Origin of the sequence: Brevundimonas intermedia, from assembly GCF_004614235.1 — a bacterium.
Classification (GTDB): domain Bacteria; phylum Pseudomonadota; class Alphaproteobacteria; order Caulobacterales; family Caulobacteraceae; genus Brevundimonas; species Brevundimonas intermedia_A.
This window is the reverse complement of the sequence record NZ_SPVH01000002.1, coordinates 226,550-244,246: the sequence shown is the minus strand read 5'-3', so window position 1 is coordinate 244,246 and position 17,697 is coordinate 226,550. Positions and strand designations below refer to the sequence as shown.

General features: G+C 66.4%; 19 protein-coding genes and 1 other annotated feature. Of the genes, 11 read left to right on the top strand and 8 right to left on the bottom strand.

Annotated elements, in window-relative coordinates:
• The first annotated feature begins 150 nt into the window (after positions 1 to 150).
• From EGY25_RS02930 to EGY25_RS02920, 3 genes are all read left to right on the top strand, one after another.
• Positions 151 to 342, top strand: a complete 192-nt coding sequence (locus EGY25_RS02930) for a hypothetical protein (protein WP_135193567.1) — start codon at positions 151 to 153, stop codon at positions 340 to 342.
• A 352-nt stretch (positions 343 to 694) separates the two neighbouring features.
• Positions 695 to 1,459, top strand: coding sequence for an HPP family protein (locus tag EGY25_RS02925; protein WP_209307950.1), 765 nt, complete (start codon positions 695 to 697; stop codon positions 1,457 to 1,459).
• A 619-nt stretch (positions 1,460 to 2,078) separates the two neighbouring features.
• On the top strand, positions 2,079 to 2,633 hold the full coding sequence (locus EGY25_RS02920; RefSeq protein ID WP_135193566.1) for an NADPH-dependent FMN reductase: 555 nt from the start codon (positions 2,079 to 2,081) through the stop codon (positions 2,631 to 2,633).
• A gap of 515 nt (positions 2,634 to 3,148) precedes the next feature.
• On the opposite strand, the gene EGY25_RS02915 is transcribed toward EGY25_RS02920, so the two are convergent.
• Positions 3,149 to 3,361 carry a cold-shock protein gene (locus EGY25_RS02915; protein ID WP_008260410.1) on the bottom strand — a complete coding sequence of 71 codons (213 nt, stop codon included), beginning with the start codon at positions 3,359 to 3,361 and terminating at the stop codon, positions 3,149 to 3,151.
• Between the two features lie 237 nt (positions 3,362 to 3,598).
• Between EGY25_RS02915 and EGY25_RS02910 the strand changes: the two genes are divergently transcribed.
• Positions 3,599 to 3,826 carry a hypothetical protein gene (locus EGY25_RS02910; protein WP_135193565.1) on the top strand — a complete coding sequence of 76 codons (228 nt, stop codon included), beginning with the start codon at positions 3,599 to 3,601 and terminating at the stop codon, positions 3,824 to 3,826.
• A gap of 7 nt (positions 3,827 to 3,833) precedes the next feature.
• On the opposite strand, the gene EGY25_RS02905 is transcribed toward EGY25_RS02910, so the two are convergent.
• The 4 genes from EGY25_RS02905 to EGY25_RS02890 form a co-directional block, all read right to left on the bottom strand.
• Positions 3,834 to 5,318 carry a SulP family inorganic anion transporter gene (locus tag EGY25_RS02905; RefSeq protein ID WP_245159316.1) on the bottom strand — a complete coding sequence of 495 codons (1,485 nt, stop codon included), beginning with the start codon at positions 5,316 to 5,318 and terminating at the stop codon, positions 3,834 to 3,836.
• A 49-nt stretch (positions 5,319 to 5,367) separates the two neighbouring features.
• Positions 5,368 to 5,431: a sequence feature (sul1 is cis-regulatory element that is thought to sense ions involved in sulfur or methionine metabolism; They are found in Alphaproteobacteria), on the bottom strand.
• Between the two features lie 49 nt (positions 5,432 to 5,480).
• Complete coding sequence (locus tag EGY25_RS02900; protein ID WP_135193564.1) at positions 5,481 to 6,674, bottom strand: DUF1501 domain-containing protein; 1,194 nt, start codon at positions 6,672 to 6,674, stop codon at positions 5,481 to 5,483.
• Entirely contained in the window at positions 6,671 to 8,161 is a 1,491-nt protein-coding gene (locus EGY25_RS02895; protein WP_135193563.1) for a DUF1800 domain-containing protein, read from the bottom strand. The genes EGY25_RS02900 and EGY25_RS02895 overlap by 4 nt, the downstream gene beginning before the upstream one ends.
• Before the next feature lie 76 nt (positions 8,162 to 8,237).
• Positions 8,238 to 9,074: a metal-dependent hydrolase gene (locus EGY25_RS02890; RefSeq protein WP_135193562.1), complete on the bottom strand. Its 837-nt coding sequence runs from the start codon at positions 9,072 to 9,074 to the stop codon at positions 8,238 to 8,240.
• Positions 9,075 to 9,139: 65 nt separating this feature from the next.
• Between EGY25_RS02890 and EGY25_RS02885 the strand changes: the two genes are divergently transcribed.
• Genes EGY25_RS02885 through EGY25_RS02875 form a run of 3 tightly spaced genes read left to right on the top strand, consistent with a single transcriptional unit; the run spans position 9,140 to position 12,040 of the window.
• On the top strand, positions 9,140 to 9,727 hold the full coding sequence (locus EGY25_RS02885; RefSeq protein WP_245159315.1) for a TetR/AcrR family transcriptional regulator: 588 nt from the start codon (positions 9,140 to 9,142) through the stop codon (positions 9,725 to 9,727).
• 35 nt (positions 9,728 to 9,762) lie between these two features.
• Positions 9,763 to 10,341, top strand: coding sequence for a GNAT family N-acetyltransferase (locus EGY25_RS02880; protein WP_135193560.1), 579 nt, complete (start codon positions 9,763 to 9,765; stop codon positions 10,339 to 10,341).
• 31 nt (positions 10,342 to 10,372) lie between these two features.
• Positions 10,373 to 12,040 carry a putative bifunctional diguanylate cyclase/phosphodiesterase gene (locus tag EGY25_RS02875; RefSeq protein WP_135193559.1) on the top strand — a complete coding sequence of 556 codons (1,668 nt, stop codon included), beginning with the start codon at positions 10,373 to 10,375 and terminating at the stop codon, positions 12,038 to 12,040.
• Between the two features lie 3 nt (positions 12,041 to 12,043).
• Here EGY25_RS02875 and EGY25_RS02870 read toward each other — a convergent pair whose 3' ends face one another.
• Entirely contained in the window at positions 12,044 to 12,397 is a 354-nt protein-coding gene (locus EGY25_RS02870; protein ID WP_135193558.1) for a VOC family protein, read from the bottom strand.
• A gap of 157 nt (positions 12,398 to 12,554) precedes the next feature.
• On the opposite strand from EGY25_RS02870, the gene EGY25_RS02865 reads away from it, so the two are divergent.
• A complete protein-coding gene (locus EGY25_RS02865) occupies positions 12,555 to 13,109 on the top strand; it encodes a TetR/AcrR family transcriptional regulator (RefSeq protein WP_135193557.1) in 555 nt (184 codons plus the stop codon).
• Here the strand turns inward: EGY25_RS02865 and EGY25_RS02860 are convergent.
• Positions 13,087 to 13,662 carry a PH domain-containing protein gene (locus tag EGY25_RS02860; RefSeq protein ID WP_135193556.1) on the bottom strand — a complete coding sequence of 192 codons (576 nt, stop codon included), beginning with the start codon at positions 13,660 to 13,662 and terminating at the stop codon, positions 13,087 to 13,089. The genes EGY25_RS02865 and EGY25_RS02860 overlap by 23 nt on opposite strands.
• 103 nt (positions 13,663 to 13,765) lie before the next feature.
• Between EGY25_RS02860 and EGY25_RS02855 the strand changes: the two genes are divergently transcribed.
• Together EGY25_RS02855 and EGY25_RS02850 are read left to right on the top strand one after the other, a co-directional pair.
• Positions 13,766 to 15,466 (top strand): bifunctional protein-serine/threonine kinase/phosphatase, encoded by a 1,701-nt coding sequence (locus EGY25_RS02855; protein WP_135193555.1) that lies wholly within the window; start codon positions 13,766 to 13,768, stop codon positions 15,464 to 15,466.
• A 139-nt stretch (positions 15,467 to 15,605) separates the two neighbouring features.
• Positions 15,606 to 16,448, top strand: a complete 843-nt coding sequence (locus EGY25_RS02850; protein ID WP_135193554.1) for an outer membrane protein — start codon at positions 15,606 to 15,608, stop codon at positions 16,446 to 16,448.
• Positions 16,449 to 16,470: 22 nt separating this feature from the next.
• On the opposite strand, the gene EGY25_RS02845 is transcribed toward EGY25_RS02850, so the two are convergent.
• Positions 16,471 to 17,040 carry a YqgE/AlgH family protein gene (locus tag EGY25_RS02845; protein WP_135193553.1) on the bottom strand — a complete coding sequence of 190 codons (570 nt, stop codon included), beginning with the start codon at positions 17,038 to 17,040 and terminating at the stop codon, positions 16,471 to 16,473.
• 126 nt (positions 17,041 to 17,166) lie between these two features.
• Here EGY25_RS02845 and EGY25_RS02840 point away from each other — a divergent pair, with 126 nt between their 5' ends.
• Entirely contained in the window at positions 17,167 to 17,652 is a 486-nt protein-coding gene (locus EGY25_RS02840) for a peroxiredoxin (protein ID WP_135193552.1), read from the top strand.
• Positions 17,653 to 17,697: the final 45 nt, after the last annotated feature.

The window sequence follows — 17,697 nt, the reverse complement described above, 5'->3', positions numbered from 1 at the left end:
GCAGATGCCCCGGCCAGTCTTCCGAATTTGCCAAGCCGTGCAGTGAGGCGATACGGCAGAGCTGTCGCGGCTCATGCCCGAACTGCGTCACGCGGCCCGGCTGGGCGAGGACACATTCGGCCGGGCCGCATTACAGCGATGGGGGTTGCGATGGATGACGGGACGCTGGAGCGGCGCGCTATGGGGGCTGAGCAGTTGGTCGCCGCCAAGATGACCGAGTTCGGTGCGCACTTGACGGCAGGCGACCGAGCAGCGGCCGAGCGAGCGCGGACGGAAGTCCTTGCCGCCCTGGAGGTTCACCTCGACCTGACCGATCAGTTGATCAGCCAGACGTTCGCGTAGGCCTGATGATCCATCATAGCAGCCTTGCCGGTTGAACGACTCGCGTTATCTAAAAGGTATCCGGGAGGAAACATCCGGACAGGCCCGTTCCGAACCTTGTCGGGTCAGGTTGGGCGGCTGGCGCGCCTGTCTGAATACGCGATGGGCGCAGGCATGATCGCTTCCGACGGTGGACGCTTCCATCGCGGAGCTTCGACTGGCTCGCAGCCCGGGCAGTCGCGGGGCCCGCAACCGTTGACGATAGCCGCCACAGCCGACACCTGAACAGACATGCGTTTCATCGTGGTAGGGACATGAACACCGACGGTCCAATTTCCACCCAAGCCGACAACCAATAGGTCGGCCCCCGTGCTTGGATTTCGGCATTTTGTTTCAGCGACTTCGCAATGACCGAGGTCAAGCATTGCAGACGGGCAATCCCTGTGTGAAACGCCCAACGAACGCGCAGGAAGTCGCCATGCAGCTATTCCGACCCATCCTGCCCGGCACGACCATCGTCGATCGAGTTATCGCCTGCATCGGAGCCATAATCGGGATCGCGGCGACCGGGCTCGTCACTCGATGGATGCTGGGATCGGACAGCCCAGCGTCCTTGGTGATGGTCGCATCGATGGGAGCCTCCGCCGTTCTGGTCTTCGCCGTTCCCGCGAGCCCTCTTGCACAGCCTTGGCCTGTCCTCGGCGGTAATGTTGTTTCGGCCGCCGTAGGCGTGGCGGTCGCCCACTTGATCGAGGATCCTATGCTTGGCGCAGGAATCGCGGTCGGAGCGGCCATCGGAATGATGTCGCTTCTTCGCTGTCTACATCCGCCAGGCGGGGGAACGGCTCTCATCCCGGTGCTCGCCGGCGTCGGCGCACCAACGGCGATGTGGTTGTTTCCTTTTTTGCCGGTTGCGCTCAACGCCGCGTTTTTGCTTGGCGTCGCCTGGCTCTTCCACCGTTTCTCGGGGCACCGCTACCCGAGGGTCGTCCAAGTCGCGACAGCGCCAACGGTCTCAATCAACGACGACGACATCACCTACGCACTCGCCCAACTTCACGAGCCTCTGGACGTAAATCCAGGCGACCTCCGTATCATCGCAACACTGGCTGCCGAGCACGCGCGAAGTCGCAAGTGAAATGTCCGCCACTCGTCACTAACGTTGCACACGTCCGCTTGAAGGAAGGGCAGCCTCGAACCGAGGTTTCTTCCAAAAGCGGACCCTGCGAACGTCTCAGATGAGTCGGGTCCAGTCGTAGTGAAACGCACCACCGATGGCCTAAGCGAGGTTTGTCGTAGGTGCGACCGGAGCGATTCGAACCGCCGTTCCCACTGGGTGGATCTAGGTGGAGTAGGAGGCCGCGCTTGTGCGGTCGGTCGTATCCAAACGTAGAATTTCGAGAGAACGAAAAGGAACGAAAATAGGAACTCCGTGTGCAAATTTTGCACACGGAGAAGCTTAAATATCTGAATTAAATCAGCTAGTCGTCCAATCCATCATCGGGGCGATGGAGAGCGTGCGGTCCTGATTGGTCAGCATCGTGATATTATATCAAACGGGGGGTTGGATTTGGCGTGTAAAGGGCAACGGGATGGGTCGCTATATAGGTGACGCATTCGTCAAACGCGATGTGCCGCTGGAGGGGGGCGCACCACACCCGAAGGTTCTACGGGGATCCGGTTCCAGACTGACGGAACATCCGAGGGCGCGGATCGGTTAAGCTGGCGCTTGAACCCGTTCACCCCGGAGACTTCCCATGCCCGTCCGCGTCGCCCTGATCGTCGGGAGCCTGCGTGAGGGATCCCATTCCCGCGCCATAGGCCTGGAGATGAAGACCATCGCCGCGCCAGGGCTTGAACTGGAATTGATCGAGATCGGCGACCTACCGCTCTATAATCCTGATCTGGAGACCGACGCCCCGCCGGCCCCCTGGGTGCGGTTCCGTGAAGAGGTCGAGACGACCGAGGCCGCGCTGTTCGTGACGCCGGAATACAACCGCTCCATCCCCAGCGCTCTGAAGAACGCCCTGGACGTCGGTTCGCGCCCCTATGGCCACAGCATCTGGCAAGGCAAGCCTGCCGCCATCGTCAGCGTCTCGCCCGGCGCGCTGGCCGCTTTCGGCGCCAACCACCACCTGCGCCAGCCGCTGGTCTTCCTGAACATGCCCACGATGCAGCAGCCCGAAGCTTATATCGGCAATGTCGCCGACCTGCTGGACGACGACGGCAGGCTGAAGAAGGACGATACGAGGGCGTTCCTGAAGAGCTTCATGGACGCGTTCGCCAAATGGATCGACCAGACGAAGGGGTGATCACCTTTGTCGGGCGTCGGTGTCGGCGTTTAAAGTCATTCGACTGAAACCGCCTTGAAATCCAACGTCATTATGGCGCGAGTATTTTCGATATCCTGATGCCGATCAGTAAAATAATCAACCAAATCAAATAAAAAAGAAGAATAAATTCGATCAAATATTGGGAAAAATGGAACAAAATCTCCCCAATAACGCTGATACTGTGAACAGCGTTATTGGACGCGAACCCATGTGCCTCTCTATCAAGATGAAGATCACTTCGACCATCAAGTCCTAGAACTTGGCGGATTCCTCACATCGTTGCTCGCAAGTCTGGGCGCGTATATGAAACGAAGAGATGAAGCCTGTCAGGCCCAAACGGTCGATCTCAAAGAGATTTGGGCCGAGGATTGCATCACGGAGCCCGCCGACCAGTCCTTTGCAGACGAGCCCGAGTTGAAGGCCGCCTAGACCTGGAATTGAAAACGGCGGCTCCGTGAGGAGCCGCCGTCGTCCTATCAGCTGTGAAGCTGAAATCAGCCGATGGTTTGCAGCTGGCCAGCGGATTCCTTGCCCGAACGCTTGTCGCGTTCCAGCTCGTAGGAAACCTTTTGGTTTTCATCCAGGCCGCGCAGGCCAGCGCCTTCAACGGCCGAGATGTGGACGAAAACGTCCTTGCCGCCGTCGTCGGGTTGGATGAAGCCATAACCCTTGGTGGGGTTGAACCATTTAACAGTGCCGGTAGCCATTTTGAGACCTCCGTTAGAAATTGACCGAGGGAACGTCCGTTCGGCCTGTCGGGTCTGAATGGGAGCGGCCTTGACTCGTGCGTTCGCAGAGAGAGTGGGCGTTACGCAGAGAGATCGACGAGCGATATGTGCGCAGATATTTGCGGCGGATGCAAGAGTGACTCATGTGAAGGAAATTCAACGGTCGGAACGGTTTAGCTTGGCGGGCGTTGTTAAGGATCACGAAAGGCTCCCATCATGAACCGCACCCACGTCGTGGAGCGCGCCTACCAGCTCGCCCGTTCGCCGGATTGTCTGAACACTGGCGACGTCGTCAAGGCCCTGTCCGGCGAGGGTTATTCCGGCGCCGAGATCTCACATTTCCAGGGCAGTTCGATCCGCGCCGACCTGAACCGCATCTGCAAGATGCCCAAGCCGGACTTGGTCGCCAACGCCGACGCGGAGCCGGCTTCAGACGCCGCCTGACGCCTGCTCAGTGCGCGCCGGCCCCGTCCGGCAGATGCATTTTCTCGAACCGCCCCACCCGCGTGACCAGGGTGCGGGCGGCGTCGTTCATGCCCACCACCTCGACCTGCGCGCCTTGGCGGCGATAGCGGAAGACGACCTTGTCCACGGCGGCGACGCCGGTCAGATCCCACAGATGGGCGTCGCTGAGATCGATCTCGACGCGTCTGGGATGGCCATGGTGCTCGAAACTGGCGGCGAACAGATCGGCCGAGGCGAAGAACAGCTGGCCTGAAACCCGGTAGCGCAGCACGCCCTCCTCTGGCGTCTCGATCTCGGTGACCATGATCGTCTTGCCGACCTTGCGCATGAAGAAGACCGCCGACAGCAGCACGCCCAGGATCACCCCCTTGGACAGGTCATGGGTGAGGACGACCGTGACCGTGGTGGCGATCATCACCAGCGACGACTGGAAGGGCAGGCTGCGCAGGTTCCGCAAAGAGCTCCAGTCGAACGTCCCCACCGAGACCATGGTCATGACCGCGACCAGGGCCGCCATGGGGATCTGCGCGACCCAGTCCTGAAGCACCAGCATCAGGAACAGCAGGAACAGGCCGGCCCACAGGGTCGACAGCCGACCGCGCGCGCCAGACCCGACGTTGATCATCGACTGGCCGATCATGGCGCAGCCGGCCATGCCGCCGAACAGGGGCGACAGGAGGTTGGCGATGCCCTGGCCGCGTGTCTCGCGGTCCTTGTCGGACGGGGTGTCGGTGATGTCGTCGATCAGATTGGCGGTCAGCAGGCTTTCCAGCAAACCCACGAAGGCCAGGGTCGCCGAGATCGGGGCGATGATCGTCAGCGTTTCCCACGTCAGGGGCACGCCCGGCAGGTGGAACATCGGCAGGGTCGTGGGCATCTGGCCCATGTCGCCGACGGTGCGCACGTCCAGATTCAGCACGATCACCACCGCGCTGATGGCGACGATGGCGACCAGGGGCGAGGGCACGGACTTGGTGATGCGGGGGAAGCCGTAGATGACCACCAGAGCCGCCGCGACCAGGGCGTAGGTGATCCAGCCCCTGCCGATCAGTTCGGGCATCTGGGCCAGGAAGATCAGGATCGCCAGGGAGTTGACGAAACCGGTCATCACGCTGCGGCTGACGAACTTGATGTAGCGGCCCAGTTTCAGCAGGCCGATGACGATCTGGAACACGCCGCACAGCAGCGAGGCGGCGAACAGATATTCGAGGCCGTGGTCGCGCACCAGCGTGACCATCAGCAGGGCCATGGCCCCGGTCGCGGCCGAGATCATGGCCGGGCGCCCGCCGACGAAGGCGATGGTCACGGCGATGACCACGCTGGCGTAAAGGCCCACGGCCGGATCGACGCCCGCGATGATGGAAAAGGCGATGGCTTCCGGGATCAGGGCCAGGGCCACGACGGTCCCCGCCAGCAGGTCGCGGCGAGGATTGGCGAGCCATTGCTGGCGCGCGGAGGCGATGATGGACATTTCAGGATTTCATCTGGATGAGCCGTACCGATGCTTCGGTTTCGGGCTCGGTTTCCCAGCGGATCGGCGGCGGGGATAGCCACCCGTCGCCTGCGAACAGGGCCGGGTCCAAGGTGATGGCGTCCTGATGCGGCGTTGCGTCGCGAAAAGCAAGCGTGGCGGCTAGACGAGACTCTCCATCACCGGCGCCTCGACGGCGCTGCCGGGGAAGACGCGGGCGTCCAGGGCGGCGCGGTCGACGCCCATATGGTCGCGCAGCACGCCCTTGAACACCGAACGGATGTCCATCGTCGGCGTCAGGTCGCGGTTCTCGAACAGGCGGTTGTCGGCCAGGGTCGGCCAGTCGCCGATGGGGCCGCCGCGCTTGATCGCACCGCCCGCCAGCAACAGCGACGAGCCGGTGCCGTGGTCGGTGCCTTGCGTGCCGTTGGCGCGGGCGGTGCGGCCGAACTCGGTGGCGACGACGACCACCGTGCGCGACCATGTTTCGCCCAGCCCGTCCTTCAGACCCGTGACCAGTTGATCCAGGCCGGTCAGGCGCGTCTGAAGCTGCGCCCTCTGGCCCGCATGGGTGTCCCAGCCGTCCAGCGACACGGCGACAATGTCGGCCCCCTCGGCGCCGGACATCAGTCGGGCGACGGCGCGACCCAGGCCCAGGACGTCGTTGCGGCGCAGGCGGCCGTCCTCGCCGTCCATGTTCTGCCCCTGGCCGACCAGTTCCTCGGTCGCCAGGCCGCGCGCCAGGTTCTGGCCCAGCATGGGATCCTCGACATAGAGGTCCTGAAGCAGGGAGGCGATGCGGTCGCCGCCGCGCACCTGACCGCCCGGCGCCCAGCTGGAGACGGGGGCTTCGCCGCGCAGGATCAACGGCGTCTGGGCGCCGATCGACAGGCCCTTCAGCGACCCGCCGCCCGCCGCCACGATGGCGCGGTTCAGCCAGCCGTCGGTCTGTTGACGCAGACCCTCGCCGCCGTTCTCCAGCACGTCCTGAGCATCGAAGTGAGAGCGAATGCGGACGGGCAGGGCCATGGCGGGCGCGAACCGCATCTGGCCCTGACCATACAGGTCGTGCAGGCCGGCCAGCGCCGGGTGCAGGCCGAAGCCTTCGCCCAGCGCCAGGGCGCCGTTCGCCTCGCCGGGGGCGGGGATGGCCAGGCCGCCACGCAGCGGAACGTAGTTGGCGTCGCCATAGGGGACGGTGACGGACAGGCCGTCCATGGCGCCGCGCGCGATGACCACGACCAGTTTGTTGGCCGGTCCGTTGGTCTGGGCGGCGACCCGTCCGGCGAAGGCCAGGCCGACCCCGGCGGATGCGGCGGCCAGCAGATGGCGGCGGTTCATATTAAGGGCGGTCATCGGCGTTGGAACTCCGGCGACATGAAGAGAAGGGTGAGGGCCTCGGGCCGGCTTTCGGCGCGGGCGACGGCGAGGCGGGTGCGGTCGCTCAGGCGGGGCCCGAGAGCCGAGGCGGCGACGGCGCTGGGGTCGGCCGCCTGGGCCGTGTCGGCGGCGGTGCGCGACCAGTTCAGCCGTTTGACCAGGGCGTCTGGACCGGCCCAGTCGGCGGCCGCGTCGGGCCACCCCTCGGGCGAGGGGGCGGAGAACGGCGGCTGGCCCATGTCGAACAAGGCCTGGCGCAGGGGCTGAATCCGCTGGGGCCGGGTTCCCAGGGCGCGGTGGGTGGAGACGACGAACTCATACGGCGTCTTGATCTTGGCGGGCTGGGGCGTCCAGGTCTCGGGCGCTTCGATCAGGGCGCGCGCGACCTGGGCCAGATCGCCGCCGGATCGGGTCCAGGCGTCTTCCAGCCGGGCGACCAGGGTCTGGGGCGGGTCGTCGGCGACGAAATGGGCGGCGAGGCGGCGCGACAGGCGTTTGGCGGTCGCCGGATGTCGGGCCAGGTCGCGCAGGATGGCCTGACCCTGAGCCAGGCCGGCGGCGGGATAGGTCTTGCCCATCACCGTGCGGTCGCCCGGTTCGTGGACATTGAGGCGGAAGATGAAGCCGTTCGCCTCCGGCTGGGCCTGTGCGGCCGCCATGCGCGCCCGTCTTGGGCGGGCGGTCTGACGTTGATCGCGCGCTGTGGGGATCGACCAGCCGGTCAGGGCGCGGGCCAGTTCGGTCACGTCGGCCTGGGTGTAGCCGCCGTCGGCGCCGACGGTGTGCAGCTCCATCATCTCGCGGGCCAGGTTTTCGTTCAGCCCGGCGTTGCGGCGGGCGCCGGCCATGCTGTCGGGACCGACCGAGCGGGCCTGATCCAGATAGAGAAGCATGGCGGGATGCTGTTCGGCGGCCAGGACCAGATCCTCGAAGCGGCCGAAGACGTGGGGGCGGATGGCCTCGCGCTCGTACTGGCCGACGAAGGCGCCGCTGGCGAACTTGACGGCCGAGACGGTGACGGCGTTGGCCCAGAACAGCGCCCACCGCTCGGCGAACCCGTCGTCTGTGGTCGCGCCCAACTGCGCGCGGGCGAGGAACTCTTGCGCCGTATCTTGGGTGATCTCTCGACGCGCGGCCTGGCGGGCTTCGCGCCGGGCGACGGCCTCGGGATCGGCATCGGGGGCGGGCGCGGTCTGCGCCATTGGGGTGGACGTGGCGCCGGCCTGTGGCGCAGAGCGTCGATCACGACGGACCAGACCGGCGTCGCTCTGATAATCGACATACTGGGCGACACGCTGGGCGGTGTCGGCGAACGCGCCGGACGGCTGGGGCGCGCCCTGGAAGCGGATCTGGGCCGTGGCCCAGGCGCGTGGATCGGCGGCGACGCGTTCGATCTCGCCGGGCCTGGCGCCGAGACCCAGGCGGGTCAGGGCGATGGCGGCGTCGGTCGGTGATGAAGCCATGGCCTTCTCCTCGTCCGTCCCCGCAGAGTGTAACGCAGCCGGTGCGAAAACTCCGTCGCGAGATCGGATCAGAGGATCAGGCCGGCTGGGCCACGCCCGCCTCGGCGTCGGCGATCAGGTCGCGGTCGTCCACCTGCCACGGATGGAAGTCGGGTTTGTAGAAGGCGAGGTAATCCCCGAGCATGCGGCGATAGAGGCCCGGCTTCAGCCACAGCCAGCGGAACAGGCCCAGGCGCGCCTTCCAGCCGACGATGCCGTCCTGCTTAAGCAGCATCAGGGTCGTCTCGCGCACCGCCTGGGTGAACAGCAGGGTCGTCAGGAACATGGCCCAGCGCCGGATACGCCAGCGCTTCAGCGGGCTGAGGTCGCGGGTCGCGTGCAGGAAGACGTCATAGGCCACGCCCTTGTGCTCGATCTCCTCGATGGAGTGCCAGCGCCACAGGCGGGCCAGGTCGGGGGGCGACCCCTTCAGCAGGTCCGGGTCGGCCAGAAGCCGATGGGCGAAGGCGGCGGTGAAATGCTCCAGCGCCATGGTGGCGGCAAGCTGGATGATGGCCGGGCGGGCGCGGGCGAGATTGAGGCGGGCCGTGACATAGGCCTCGATCTCGGCGGTCTCGTAGCCGGCGCGGGCGGTGATGGCGTTGAAGGCGATATGTTCGCGCGTGTGGGCGCCTTCCTGAACGGTGAAGGCGCGGATGTCGGCGGCCAGGTTCGCGGGTGTATCCTTGGCGAACCGCTTGACCGACTGGATGAAGAACCGCTCGCCGTCAGGGAAGGTCAGGCTGAGGGCGTTCATCACGGCCGTGCCGAACGGGTCGCCGTTCAGCCACCAGCGTGGCGTCGGGGCCTCGCGGTCGATATGCAGGTCGCGCGGCTTGATCTGGAGATCGGCGGGGGTGGCGGATTTCGCCATGGGTCTGCTCCTCGATTTCAAGAGGAATATGGAGTTAACTGACATCAATGTCAACTAATGGTCCGGTGAAGCGGAGACGCGGGGCGGTGGCGCGCGAAGAGGCGCTGGAGGCGGCGCGCGACTTGCTGCTGTCCGGCGGCCCGGCGGCGGTGACGCTGAAGGCGGTCGGCGAGCGGATGGGCGTGGGCCACGCCAATCTGATCCACCATTTCGGCTCGGCGGCCGGGCTTCAGGGCGCGCTGATGGACGCGATGGTGCGCGATCTGGCCGAGCGGATCGAGGCGGGCCTGAATGAAGGATCGGGCGAAGGGCGCGAGGGGGTAGAGCCGGATCGGTTGATGACCGTCGTCTTCGACGCCTTCGGCAAGGGCGGGGCGTCGCAGATGGCGGCCTGGCTGGCCCTGGCGCGCGAGCAGGGGCGGGCGGAAAGCTTCGGCGGGGTGGTGCGGGACTTGGCCGACCGGCTGGCGGCCATGGCGCCCGACGATCCCAGGGCGGCCGAACGGGCGCGGTCGCTGGTCATGACGGCGGCCTATATGGCCTTCGCCGAGGGGCTGATCGGCGACATCCTGACGCCGATGCTGGGCGCGCCCGAGGGCCTGGGTCGCGAGCTGGCGTTGAAGTTGACGGCGACCGTCTTGGCGGAACCGTGAGTTCAGGCCACAGTCGTCCTGTTGTATGAGGCGTCATGGCCCTGCTGGACTGGATGAGCGATGTGGCCGGGCCGGTGGTCCGGGGGGACGGCGTGCTGCTGCGGCCGCCGCGCGCCGGCGACTATGCCGCCTGGTCCACGCTGCGCGACGGGTCGCGCGACTATCTGCAACCGTGGGAGCCGGCCTGGCCCGAGGACGATCTGACCAAGGCGGCGTTCCGGCGTCGGCTGTCCATCTATGCGCGCGAGATGGAGCTGGGCCACGCCTGGCCCTTCTTCGTGCTGGTGGACGGGGGCAAGACCCTGGCGGGGGCGGTGACCCTGTCGAACGTGCGACGCGGCGTCGCCGAGACCGGGACGCTGGGCTACTGGATCGGCCAGCCCCATTCCGGTCAGGGCGTGGCGACGGCGGCGGTGCAGGCCGTGGTCGGATACGCCTTCGACAAGCTGAAGCTGCACCGTCTGGAGGCGGCCTGCCTGCCCACCAACCACGGTTCGCGCCGGGTTCTGGAAAAATCGGGCTTTCGCAACGAAGGTCGGGCTCGCGCTTATTTGAAAATTAACGGCGAGTGGGCAGATCATCTGCTGTTCGGCCTGGTCGAGGACGAGCGTTGACGGCCGGGGGCCGTCTGAAGGGGCGAGACGCGTGACACCACGATCCCGATCGCTGGCCTGGGACGCCACGACCGCCATCGAGGCGTTGGCGGCCGCCGACACGGCCCTGTGGGTCTGGACGCCGGCGACGGACGAACTGCGCTTCACCGGCGCGACCCGGTCGCTGGGCCTGGGACCGCTGGCCCCGGAATGCACCGCAGCCGGCTTCGTCGCCCTGGCCATGCCCCAGGATCGCAGCCTGGCCGAACGCATGCTGAAACCGCAGGACGAGGGGGCCGAGGTCGCCGTGCGTCTGCGGATGCGCGGATCCGAGACCTGCCTGTGGCGTGGCGTCTGGCTGGAGGACGGACTGCGCGCCGCCGGGGTCGTGGCGCTGGAGACCAAGTTCGCCGGATCGGATCGGGATACGCTGACGGGCCTGCTGGACCGTCGCGCCTTCATCGCGCGCGTGGGCGAGGTGCTGACCCAGCCGGGCGAATACGAGATCGTGGTCGGCGACGTCGACCGGCTGCGGCGCCTGAACGAGGCGCTGGGGCATGAGCGCACCGACCTGGTGCTGTCGGCTTTGGGCTCGCGTCTCGCCGCCGCCTTCAACAAGGACGCCTCGGCGGCGCGGATCGGCGAGGACGAGTTCGCCATCATCGTGCCCAGGACCGCGTCTCACACCAGCTACCGCGTCCGCGACGCGCTGGAGCAGCCGTTGCGGGTCGCGGGCTTCGACATCTATCCGACCGTTTCCATCGGGGCGGTGATGGTGGAGGGCGGGCCGGATGCGCCCGACGCCGCCGAACTGTTGCGCCGGGTCGAGCTGGCGGTGGAATCGGCCAAGGGCGCCGGGCGCGGCGGATCGGCCGCCTATGGCCGGGCGCTGGAAAGCGACAGCCTCAGCCGCCTGGCCCTGGAAGCGGACCTGCGAAACGCCTTCGTGCGCGGCGAGATCGTGCCCTTCTTCCAGCCGATCGTGAACCTGAACACCGGGGCGGTGGCGGGCTTCGAGGCCCTGGCGCGCTGGCGTCACCCGCGGCGCGGCCTGGTGCCGCCGGACGAGTTCCTGGGTCTGACGGCCGACTTGGGCATGATGAACGACCTGGGCCTGCTGATGATGACCCAGTCCGCCCGGCAACTGGCGGAATGGATCGAACGCCATCCGCTGGCGGGCAAGATGTTCTGCAGCGTCAATCTGTCGGTCGGCGAGATCGAACGCCCGCACCTGTGCGAGGACGTGGCGCGCATCATCAAGGAAAGCGGCCTGCCCCGGGGCGCGCTGAAGCTGGAGGTCACCGAGGGCGACATCATGCGCGACACCGCGCGCGCCGCCGAGGTGCTGCAATCGCTGAAGGACGTGGGGGCGTCGCTGGCGCTGGACGACTTCGGCACCGGCTTCTCGTCCCTGTCCTATCTGGCGCGCCTGCCGTTCGATACGCTGAAGATCGACCGCTATTTCGTGCTGACGATGAACAAGGACGAGGGCTCGGCCAAGATCGTCAAGTCGGTGGTCAACCTGGGCCGCGATCTGGAACTGGAGGTCGTCGCCGAAGGGGTCGAGAACGCCGAACTGGCCGCCCTGCTGCTGGAAGCCCAGTGCCACTACGGCCAGGGCTTCGGCTATGCGCCGGCGCTTCCGGCCCAAGAGGCCGAGGTCTATCTGGCCGAAAGCCTGGCGGACGGGACCGCGCCGCTGAAGCAGCGGTCGGCTTAGGCTTCAGTCCACGATGCGGCCGATGCGCACCAGGGCGCCGTTGGGGTCGCTGACGGCGAACTCATACGTGCCCCACGGCTTCTTCTCCGGCCCTGCGCCGATGATCAGTTCGCGCACGCGGTCGGCGACGGCGTCCACATCATCGACGTAAAGGTAGAGCCCGAGGGCGTTGTCCTCGATACGGGCCGGCCAACCGGGCGTGGCGTTGAGGTGCAGATGGCCGCCGCGCCCATCCTCCAGAATGCGATAGTCGCCGTAGTCGCTGACCAGGTCGAAGCCCAGGCGGCGATAGAAGGCTTCGCTGAGGTCCATGTCGCGTGCGGGCACGATGGCGACGGCGCGGTGCTGTGCAGTCATTGAAGCCTCTCTGGATGAGGGGCGATGATGCCCTTCGCCCGGCCTGCGCGAAACCCACAACGCCCGGCCTTCGGCCGTTTCCGGACAGTGGGGCCATCTTGTCCGTAAGCCTCGGAAAACTCTGCCTGGCGCGACGCGCGTGGGCTAGGTTGTCGGCATGATCGAAGGCGACGCGCAGGATCGGGACGGCCGCCGCGCGCGGACGTGGCAGGCGATCACGGATGCGCTGATCCGGCTGATGTCCGATCAACGATACTCTGCCATTCGCACGACAGATTTGATCCAGGCCGCCGGCGTCGGCCGCTCGACCTTCTACGAGCATTTTCAGAGCAAGGCGGCGGTGCTCGAAGCCGTCGTTGAGCCGATCCTGATCCCCTTGGCACAGGCCGGCGCGGGGCAGGGCAATACCGCGCGGCTCAAGGTCATGCTGGACCACCTCTGGGATCGTCGCACCCTGACGCGCCACCTGTTCGAGACGCCCCTACAGACGAAACTGCAACGCAGGCTGGCGGCGATGATCGAAGCGAAGATTGCGGACCGCGCCGACGACGTCCTTCCCGCTTCGCTGATCGCGAGGGGCACGGCGGCCGGCCAATTCGCGATGCTTCAGATGTGGCTAACCGGCGAGGTCTCGTGCCGTTCCGGTGATCTGGCGAATGCGCTGGCGGGCGTCCGGCGGACCCAAACGATCAGATGCGATCCTGTGCTCTGATGAGGTCATAGACCTGTCTCAGATTCCTGATCTGCAGGAACTGCGAAGAGCCGCCGAGTGACGGAGTCCAGAGTCCAAATCCATTCATGGCGATGGCTGACGTCATCCAGTTGCCTTCGAAAACGATGCTACCCGTTCCGTCGCTGCGCTCCGAAAGTTCCAGCTTCGGCAATCGCCGGATGTCAAGAGACGTAAGCTTAGGCTGCTTGCGACCCCGCAACATCAGAACGCGTTGGTTCGTCACGGCGTAGAACTGGGTTTTTCTGATCATCGCGTCGTGAAAGAAGCGGCCGACGATCATGTAGAGGCCGACGACGAGGAATGGCAGGCCCCACAGGCGAAAGAACCAGAGGCCCGCTTGTTCGCCGCCCGGCAGGATCCACACCATCGCATTCCAGAAGATCGCAAACCCTCCCCAAAGCAGGGTGAATGGGATCAGGAAGATGTCCTTGCCGCTGACCATCAGCCCTTGCTTAGGCTGCCCTGCCCATAGAACGTTTTCGTCTGCGGCCAAGTAAGATTTGAAACGGTCGGTTGCATCTAGGGAGTTCATAGGGCGCTCCTAACCGACTTCGGAAAGCGGCGCTATATGTGGCGGCATATATGGCCGCGCTTCCACCTAGCCATCGGCGCTGCGATCCCACAAAGTGTGTTTCATGACCGACGCCAGACTGGAGATCGCCGCCGGGTTTGCGACCTTGCAGGGGCCAAAGGCGGACAATCAGGATTTCGGCGGCGTCCATATCGGCACGGCGGCCGAGCAGCGCGAGCACGGGGTCGTGGCGGTGATCGCCGACGGGGTGTCGGGGTCCAAGGCCGGGCGGATGGCGGCGGAGCTGACGACGCGCAGCTTCATCGACGGCTATCTGGATCAGAACCCGCTGAACGGCATCGCCGCCAACGGGATCAAGGCGCTGAGGGGCTTCAACCGCTGGCTCCATTCGCGCGGCAAGATCGATCCGGCGATGGAGGGGGCGGCGACCACCTTTACGGCGGTCATCCTGCGCGGGCGCGAGGCGACGGCCCTGCATGTGGGCGACAGCCGGGCCTGGCATTTCCGCGACGGCGTGCTGACGCGGCTGACGGAGGATCATACGCGTTCTCAGCAGGGGCTCAGCCATGTGCTGTACCGCGCGGTGGGCATCGAGGCGGACGTGAAGCTGGACGTGCGACAGGTTCGGCTGGAGCCGCACGACAGGCTGCTGCTGACCACCGACGGGGTGCATGGGGTGCTGACCGATGCGGTCATCGCCGTGCTGCTGGGGCGGCGGAGCTCGCCCGACGCGGATGCAAAGGCGATCCTGGCCGAGGTCGAGGCGGCGGGCGCCCGCGACAACGCCACCGCCATCGTCATCGACGTGGTCCGCACCGGCGCGCCCGACTGGGAGGCGATCACGGCCGAGGCGGAAGGCCTGGCCATCCTGCCGCCGCCCGTCGTGGGCGACAATGTCGACGGCTTCGCCCTGCAGCGGCTGGTCGCGGACGGACGCTATACGCGGCTGTTCCTGGGCAAGGATACTCTGGGCGACGGAGGCATGGTGGTGCTGAAGTTCCCCAAGCCCGCCGTCGTGTCCGAGCGCGGCGCGCGCACGGCCTTCCTGCGCGAAGCCTTCATCGGGCGGCGCATCGACAGTCCCTTCGTCGGCAAGGTGCTGAGCCTGGATGCGGGCCGCCAGAGCCGCCTGTATATCGCCCAGCCCTTCCATGCCGGTCAGACCCTGCACGCGCGATTGGCGGAGGAAGGACCGTTCGAGATCGCCGAAGGCATCGGCGTGGCCCTGCGCCTGTCGCGCGCCGTCTCTGCCCTGCACCGGGCGGGGGTGACTCACCGCGACATCAAGCCGGACAATGTGATCCTGGAGAGCAACGGCGGGCTGAAGCTGGTCGATCTGGGCGTGGCGCGTCTGAGGCAGGCCGAGGAGTTCGCTGAGGCCGAGGCGCCCGGCACCGCCGGCTACAAGGCGCCCGAGATGTATGCGGGCGAGAGCGGGAACGCCGCCACCGACCAGTTCGCCCTGGGGGTGACGCTGTATCGGCTGTTCACGCGCACCTATCCGTGGGGCGAGGTCGATCCCGCCGATGCGCCGCGTTTCGACCGGACGCCCGTGCCGCCGATGCGGCATCGGCCGGACATGCCTGCCTGGCTGGAGGCGGCCATCATGCGCGCCGTCGCCGTCGATCCGAACGAGCGGTTCGAGGATGTGGAGGAGCTGATCCATGTGCTGGAAACCGGCAGCGCCGTCGCCGCCCCGCCGCCGCGCCAACTGTCCCTGATCGAGCGCGATCCGGTACGATTCTGGCAGGGGGTCAGCCTGCTGCTCCTGCTCGCATTGCTGGTGTCGATGACGACGCGTTAGGCCCCCATACGTCCAAACCAAGCCTTTGGATGTGCGGCATTTAGCGGCGCGAATGGCGGGAACCTGTGGCCGCCTTCGGCTTTTGTGACGGCGAGCGGGGACGTCGCGCCCGCAAGTTTTGGCACGAAAGCCTCCCCCAATGATCAAGACACTCGCATCCAGCGCCCTGGCGCTGGCCATGGTCTCCACCCCCGCCCTGGCGCAATCGGTCGCCCCCGACTGGTCCGGCCCGTACATCGGCATCTTCGGCGGCTATAACCAGTCGAACGACGACGGCGACGAGATCCTGCGCTTCGACCGCAATCTGGACGGCAACTACGGCGACCCCGTCACCACCGCGCCCCCGGCCAACGCCAACGCCTTCAGCCCCGGTTTCTGCGGCGGCATGGCGACCAGCACCGCACCGGGCACCGGCTGCCGTGACGACAACGACGGCGTCGAGGCGGGCGTGCGCGCCGGTTACGACATGCAGTTCGGCAACTTCGTCGTCGGCGCCCTCGCCGAATACAGCGTCAACAACGTCCAGGACTCGGTGACTGGCTTCTCGACCACCCCGGCCTTCTACACCTTCACGCGCGAGCTGGAGAGCACGGCGGCCGCCCGTCTGAAGCTGGGCTACGCCTATGGCCCGGCGATGATCTACGGCACCGGCGGTTACGCCTATGGCAAGTTCGAGAACAAGTTCCGCACCTCGAACCAGGCCAACAGCTTCACCGAAACCAGCGAAGGCGATGACGGCGACGGCTGGCAGGCCGGCGGCGGCGTGGAATACGCCCTGGGTCGCGGCCTGACGGTCAACGGCGAATATCTGTACACGTCGCTTGACGTGGACAGCCCGGTGATCCGCGTCGGCAACACCGGCACGACGCCCGCCGCCAACCCGTTCATCCTGGCCCCGAACACCACGGGTACGGACATGGTGCGCGGCAACGGCAAGTTCGGAACCCACATGTTCCGCATCGGCATGAACTACCGCTTCTAGGCCTCAAAGCGGGCGGCTGAGCTCAGGCTCGGCCGCCCTGGCTGGACAGCATGGCCGCGTCGACGCCCATCTGGGCCAGGGCGCGCGTCCATTTCGACGTGTGTTCGCCGTCGAAGATCAGATCTAGATCGGCGTCGGCGGTCAGCCAGACGTTCTCGGCCAACTCCTCCTCCAACTGCCCCTCGCCCCAGCCGGCATAGCCCAGCAGCAGGGCCGAACGGCTCGGCCCCGAGACCGCATCGGTCATCGCCGCCAAAGCCTCTCGCGTGCCGGTCATGGCCAGGCCGTCGCCGAACGGCAGGCTGTCGTCCCCGATCATCCAGTCGTCGGTATGCAGCACGAAGCCGCGCTCGCGCTCGACCGGACCGCCCATCAGGACCGCGCGGCCGATCGACTGGTCCGGGGCCGGGGCGTCCAGCTTGTCCAGGACCGTCTTCAAATCCACCCCCGGCGCCGGTCGGTCCAGCCTCAGACCCATGGCATGGTCGGGTCCGTGGGCGCAGATCAGGATGACGGCGTGTTCGAAACGCGGGTCGTCGATACCGGGCATGGCGACCAGCAGACGACCGGTCAGGGTGGAGGCTTGGCTCATGATCCGATCATCGGTCGCGAAAGCGGCGCATGCAAGTCGAGCGGACGCTTGCGGTCCCGTCGGCGCGCTCTATGTGTCGCAGACGGTGTTTCCTACCCCGTCAGCCCCAACCTCAGCGAGACAATCATGACCATCCAGATCGGCGATCGCATCCCGAACGCGACCCTCGCCCAGGCGACCGCCGAAGGGCCCAAGCCCGTCAGCACCGCCGACATCTTCGCGGGCAAGACCGTGGCCCTGTTCGCCGTGCCCGGCGCCTTCACCCCGACCTGCTCGGCGCGCCACCTGCCGGGCTTCAAGGATCATCTGGCCGACATCAAGGGCAAGGGCGTCGATACGGTCGCCTGCATCTCGGTCAACGACGCCTTCGTCATGAAGGCCTGGGCCGACAGCCAGGACATCACCGACGACAGCATCGTCATGCTGGCCGACGGCAACGGCGAACTGACCAAGGCCCTGGGCCTGGTGCTGGACGGTTCGGGCTTCGGCCTGGGCGAGCGCTCGCAGCGCTATTCCATGCTGGTCAAGGACGGCACGGTGACCCAGCTGAACATCGAACAGGGCGGCGAGTTCAAGGTGTCCTCGGCCGAGCATCTGCTGGCGCAGCTCTAATCTGGTTTGACCACGCTATCGCTTCGCTGCTTGAGCGTGGTCAAA

Coding starts and splice junctions, on each gene's coding strand:
- EGY25_RS02905 (WP_245159316.1), bottom strand. CDS start 5,318: ATGTCCATCATCGCCTCCGCGCGCCAGCAATGGCTCGCCAATCCTCGC.
- EGY25_RS02850 (WP_135193554.1), top strand. CDS start 15,606: ATGATCAAGACACTCGCATCCAGCGCCCTGGCGCTGGCCATGGTCTCC.
- EGY25_RS02845 (WP_135193553.1), bottom strand. CDS start 17,040: ATGAGCCAAGCCTCCACCCTGACCGGTCGTCTGCTGGTCGCCATGCCC.
- EGY25_RS02870 (WP_135193558.1), bottom strand. CDS start 12,397: ATGACTGCACAGCACCGCGCCGTCGCCATCGTGCCCGCACGCGACATG.
- EGY25_RS02865 (WP_135193557.1), top strand. CDS start 12,555: ATGATCGAAGGCGACGCGCAGGATCGGGACGGCCGCCGCGCGCGGACG.
- EGY25_RS02910 (WP_135193565.1), top strand. CDS start 3,599: ATGAACCGCACCCACGTCGTGGAGCGCGCCTACCAGCTCGCCCGTTCG.
- EGY25_RS02860 (WP_135193556.1), bottom strand. CDS start 13,662: ATGAACTCCCTAGATGCAACCGACCGTTTCAAATCTTACTTGGCCGCA.
- EGY25_RS02895 (WP_135193563.1), bottom strand. CDS start 8,161: ATGGCTTCATCACCGACCGACGCCGCCATCGCCCTGACCCGCCTGGGT.
- EGY25_RS02915 (WP_008260410.1), bottom strand. CDS start 3,361: ATGGCTACCGGCACTGTTAAATGGTTCAACCCCACCAAGGGTTATGGC.
- EGY25_RS02900 (WP_135193564.1), bottom strand. CDS start 6,674: ATGACCGCCCTTAATATGAACCGCCGCCATCTGCTGGCCGCCGCATCC.
- EGY25_RS02880 (WP_135193560.1), top strand. CDS start 9,763: ATGGCCCTGCTGGACTGGATGAGCGATGTGGCCGGGCCGGTGGTCCGG.
- EGY25_RS02840 (WP_135193552.1), top strand. CDS start 17,167: ATGACCATCCAGATCGGCGATCGCATCCCGAACGCGACCCTCGCCCAG.
- EGY25_RS02855 (WP_135193555.1), top strand. CDS start 13,766: ATGACCGACGCCAGACTGGAGATCGCCGCCGGGTTTGCGACCTTGCAG.
- EGY25_RS02920 (WP_135193566.1), top strand. CDS start 2,079: ATGCCCGTCCGCGTCGCCCTGATCGTCGGGAGCCTGCGTGAGGGATCC.
- EGY25_RS02890 (WP_135193562.1), bottom strand. CDS start 9,074: ATGGCGAAATCCGCCACCCCCGCCGATCTCCAGATCAAGCCGCGCGAC.
- EGY25_RS02930 (WP_135193567.1), top strand. CDS start 151: ATGGATGACGGGACGCTGGAGCGGCGCGCTATGGGGGCTGAGCAGTTG.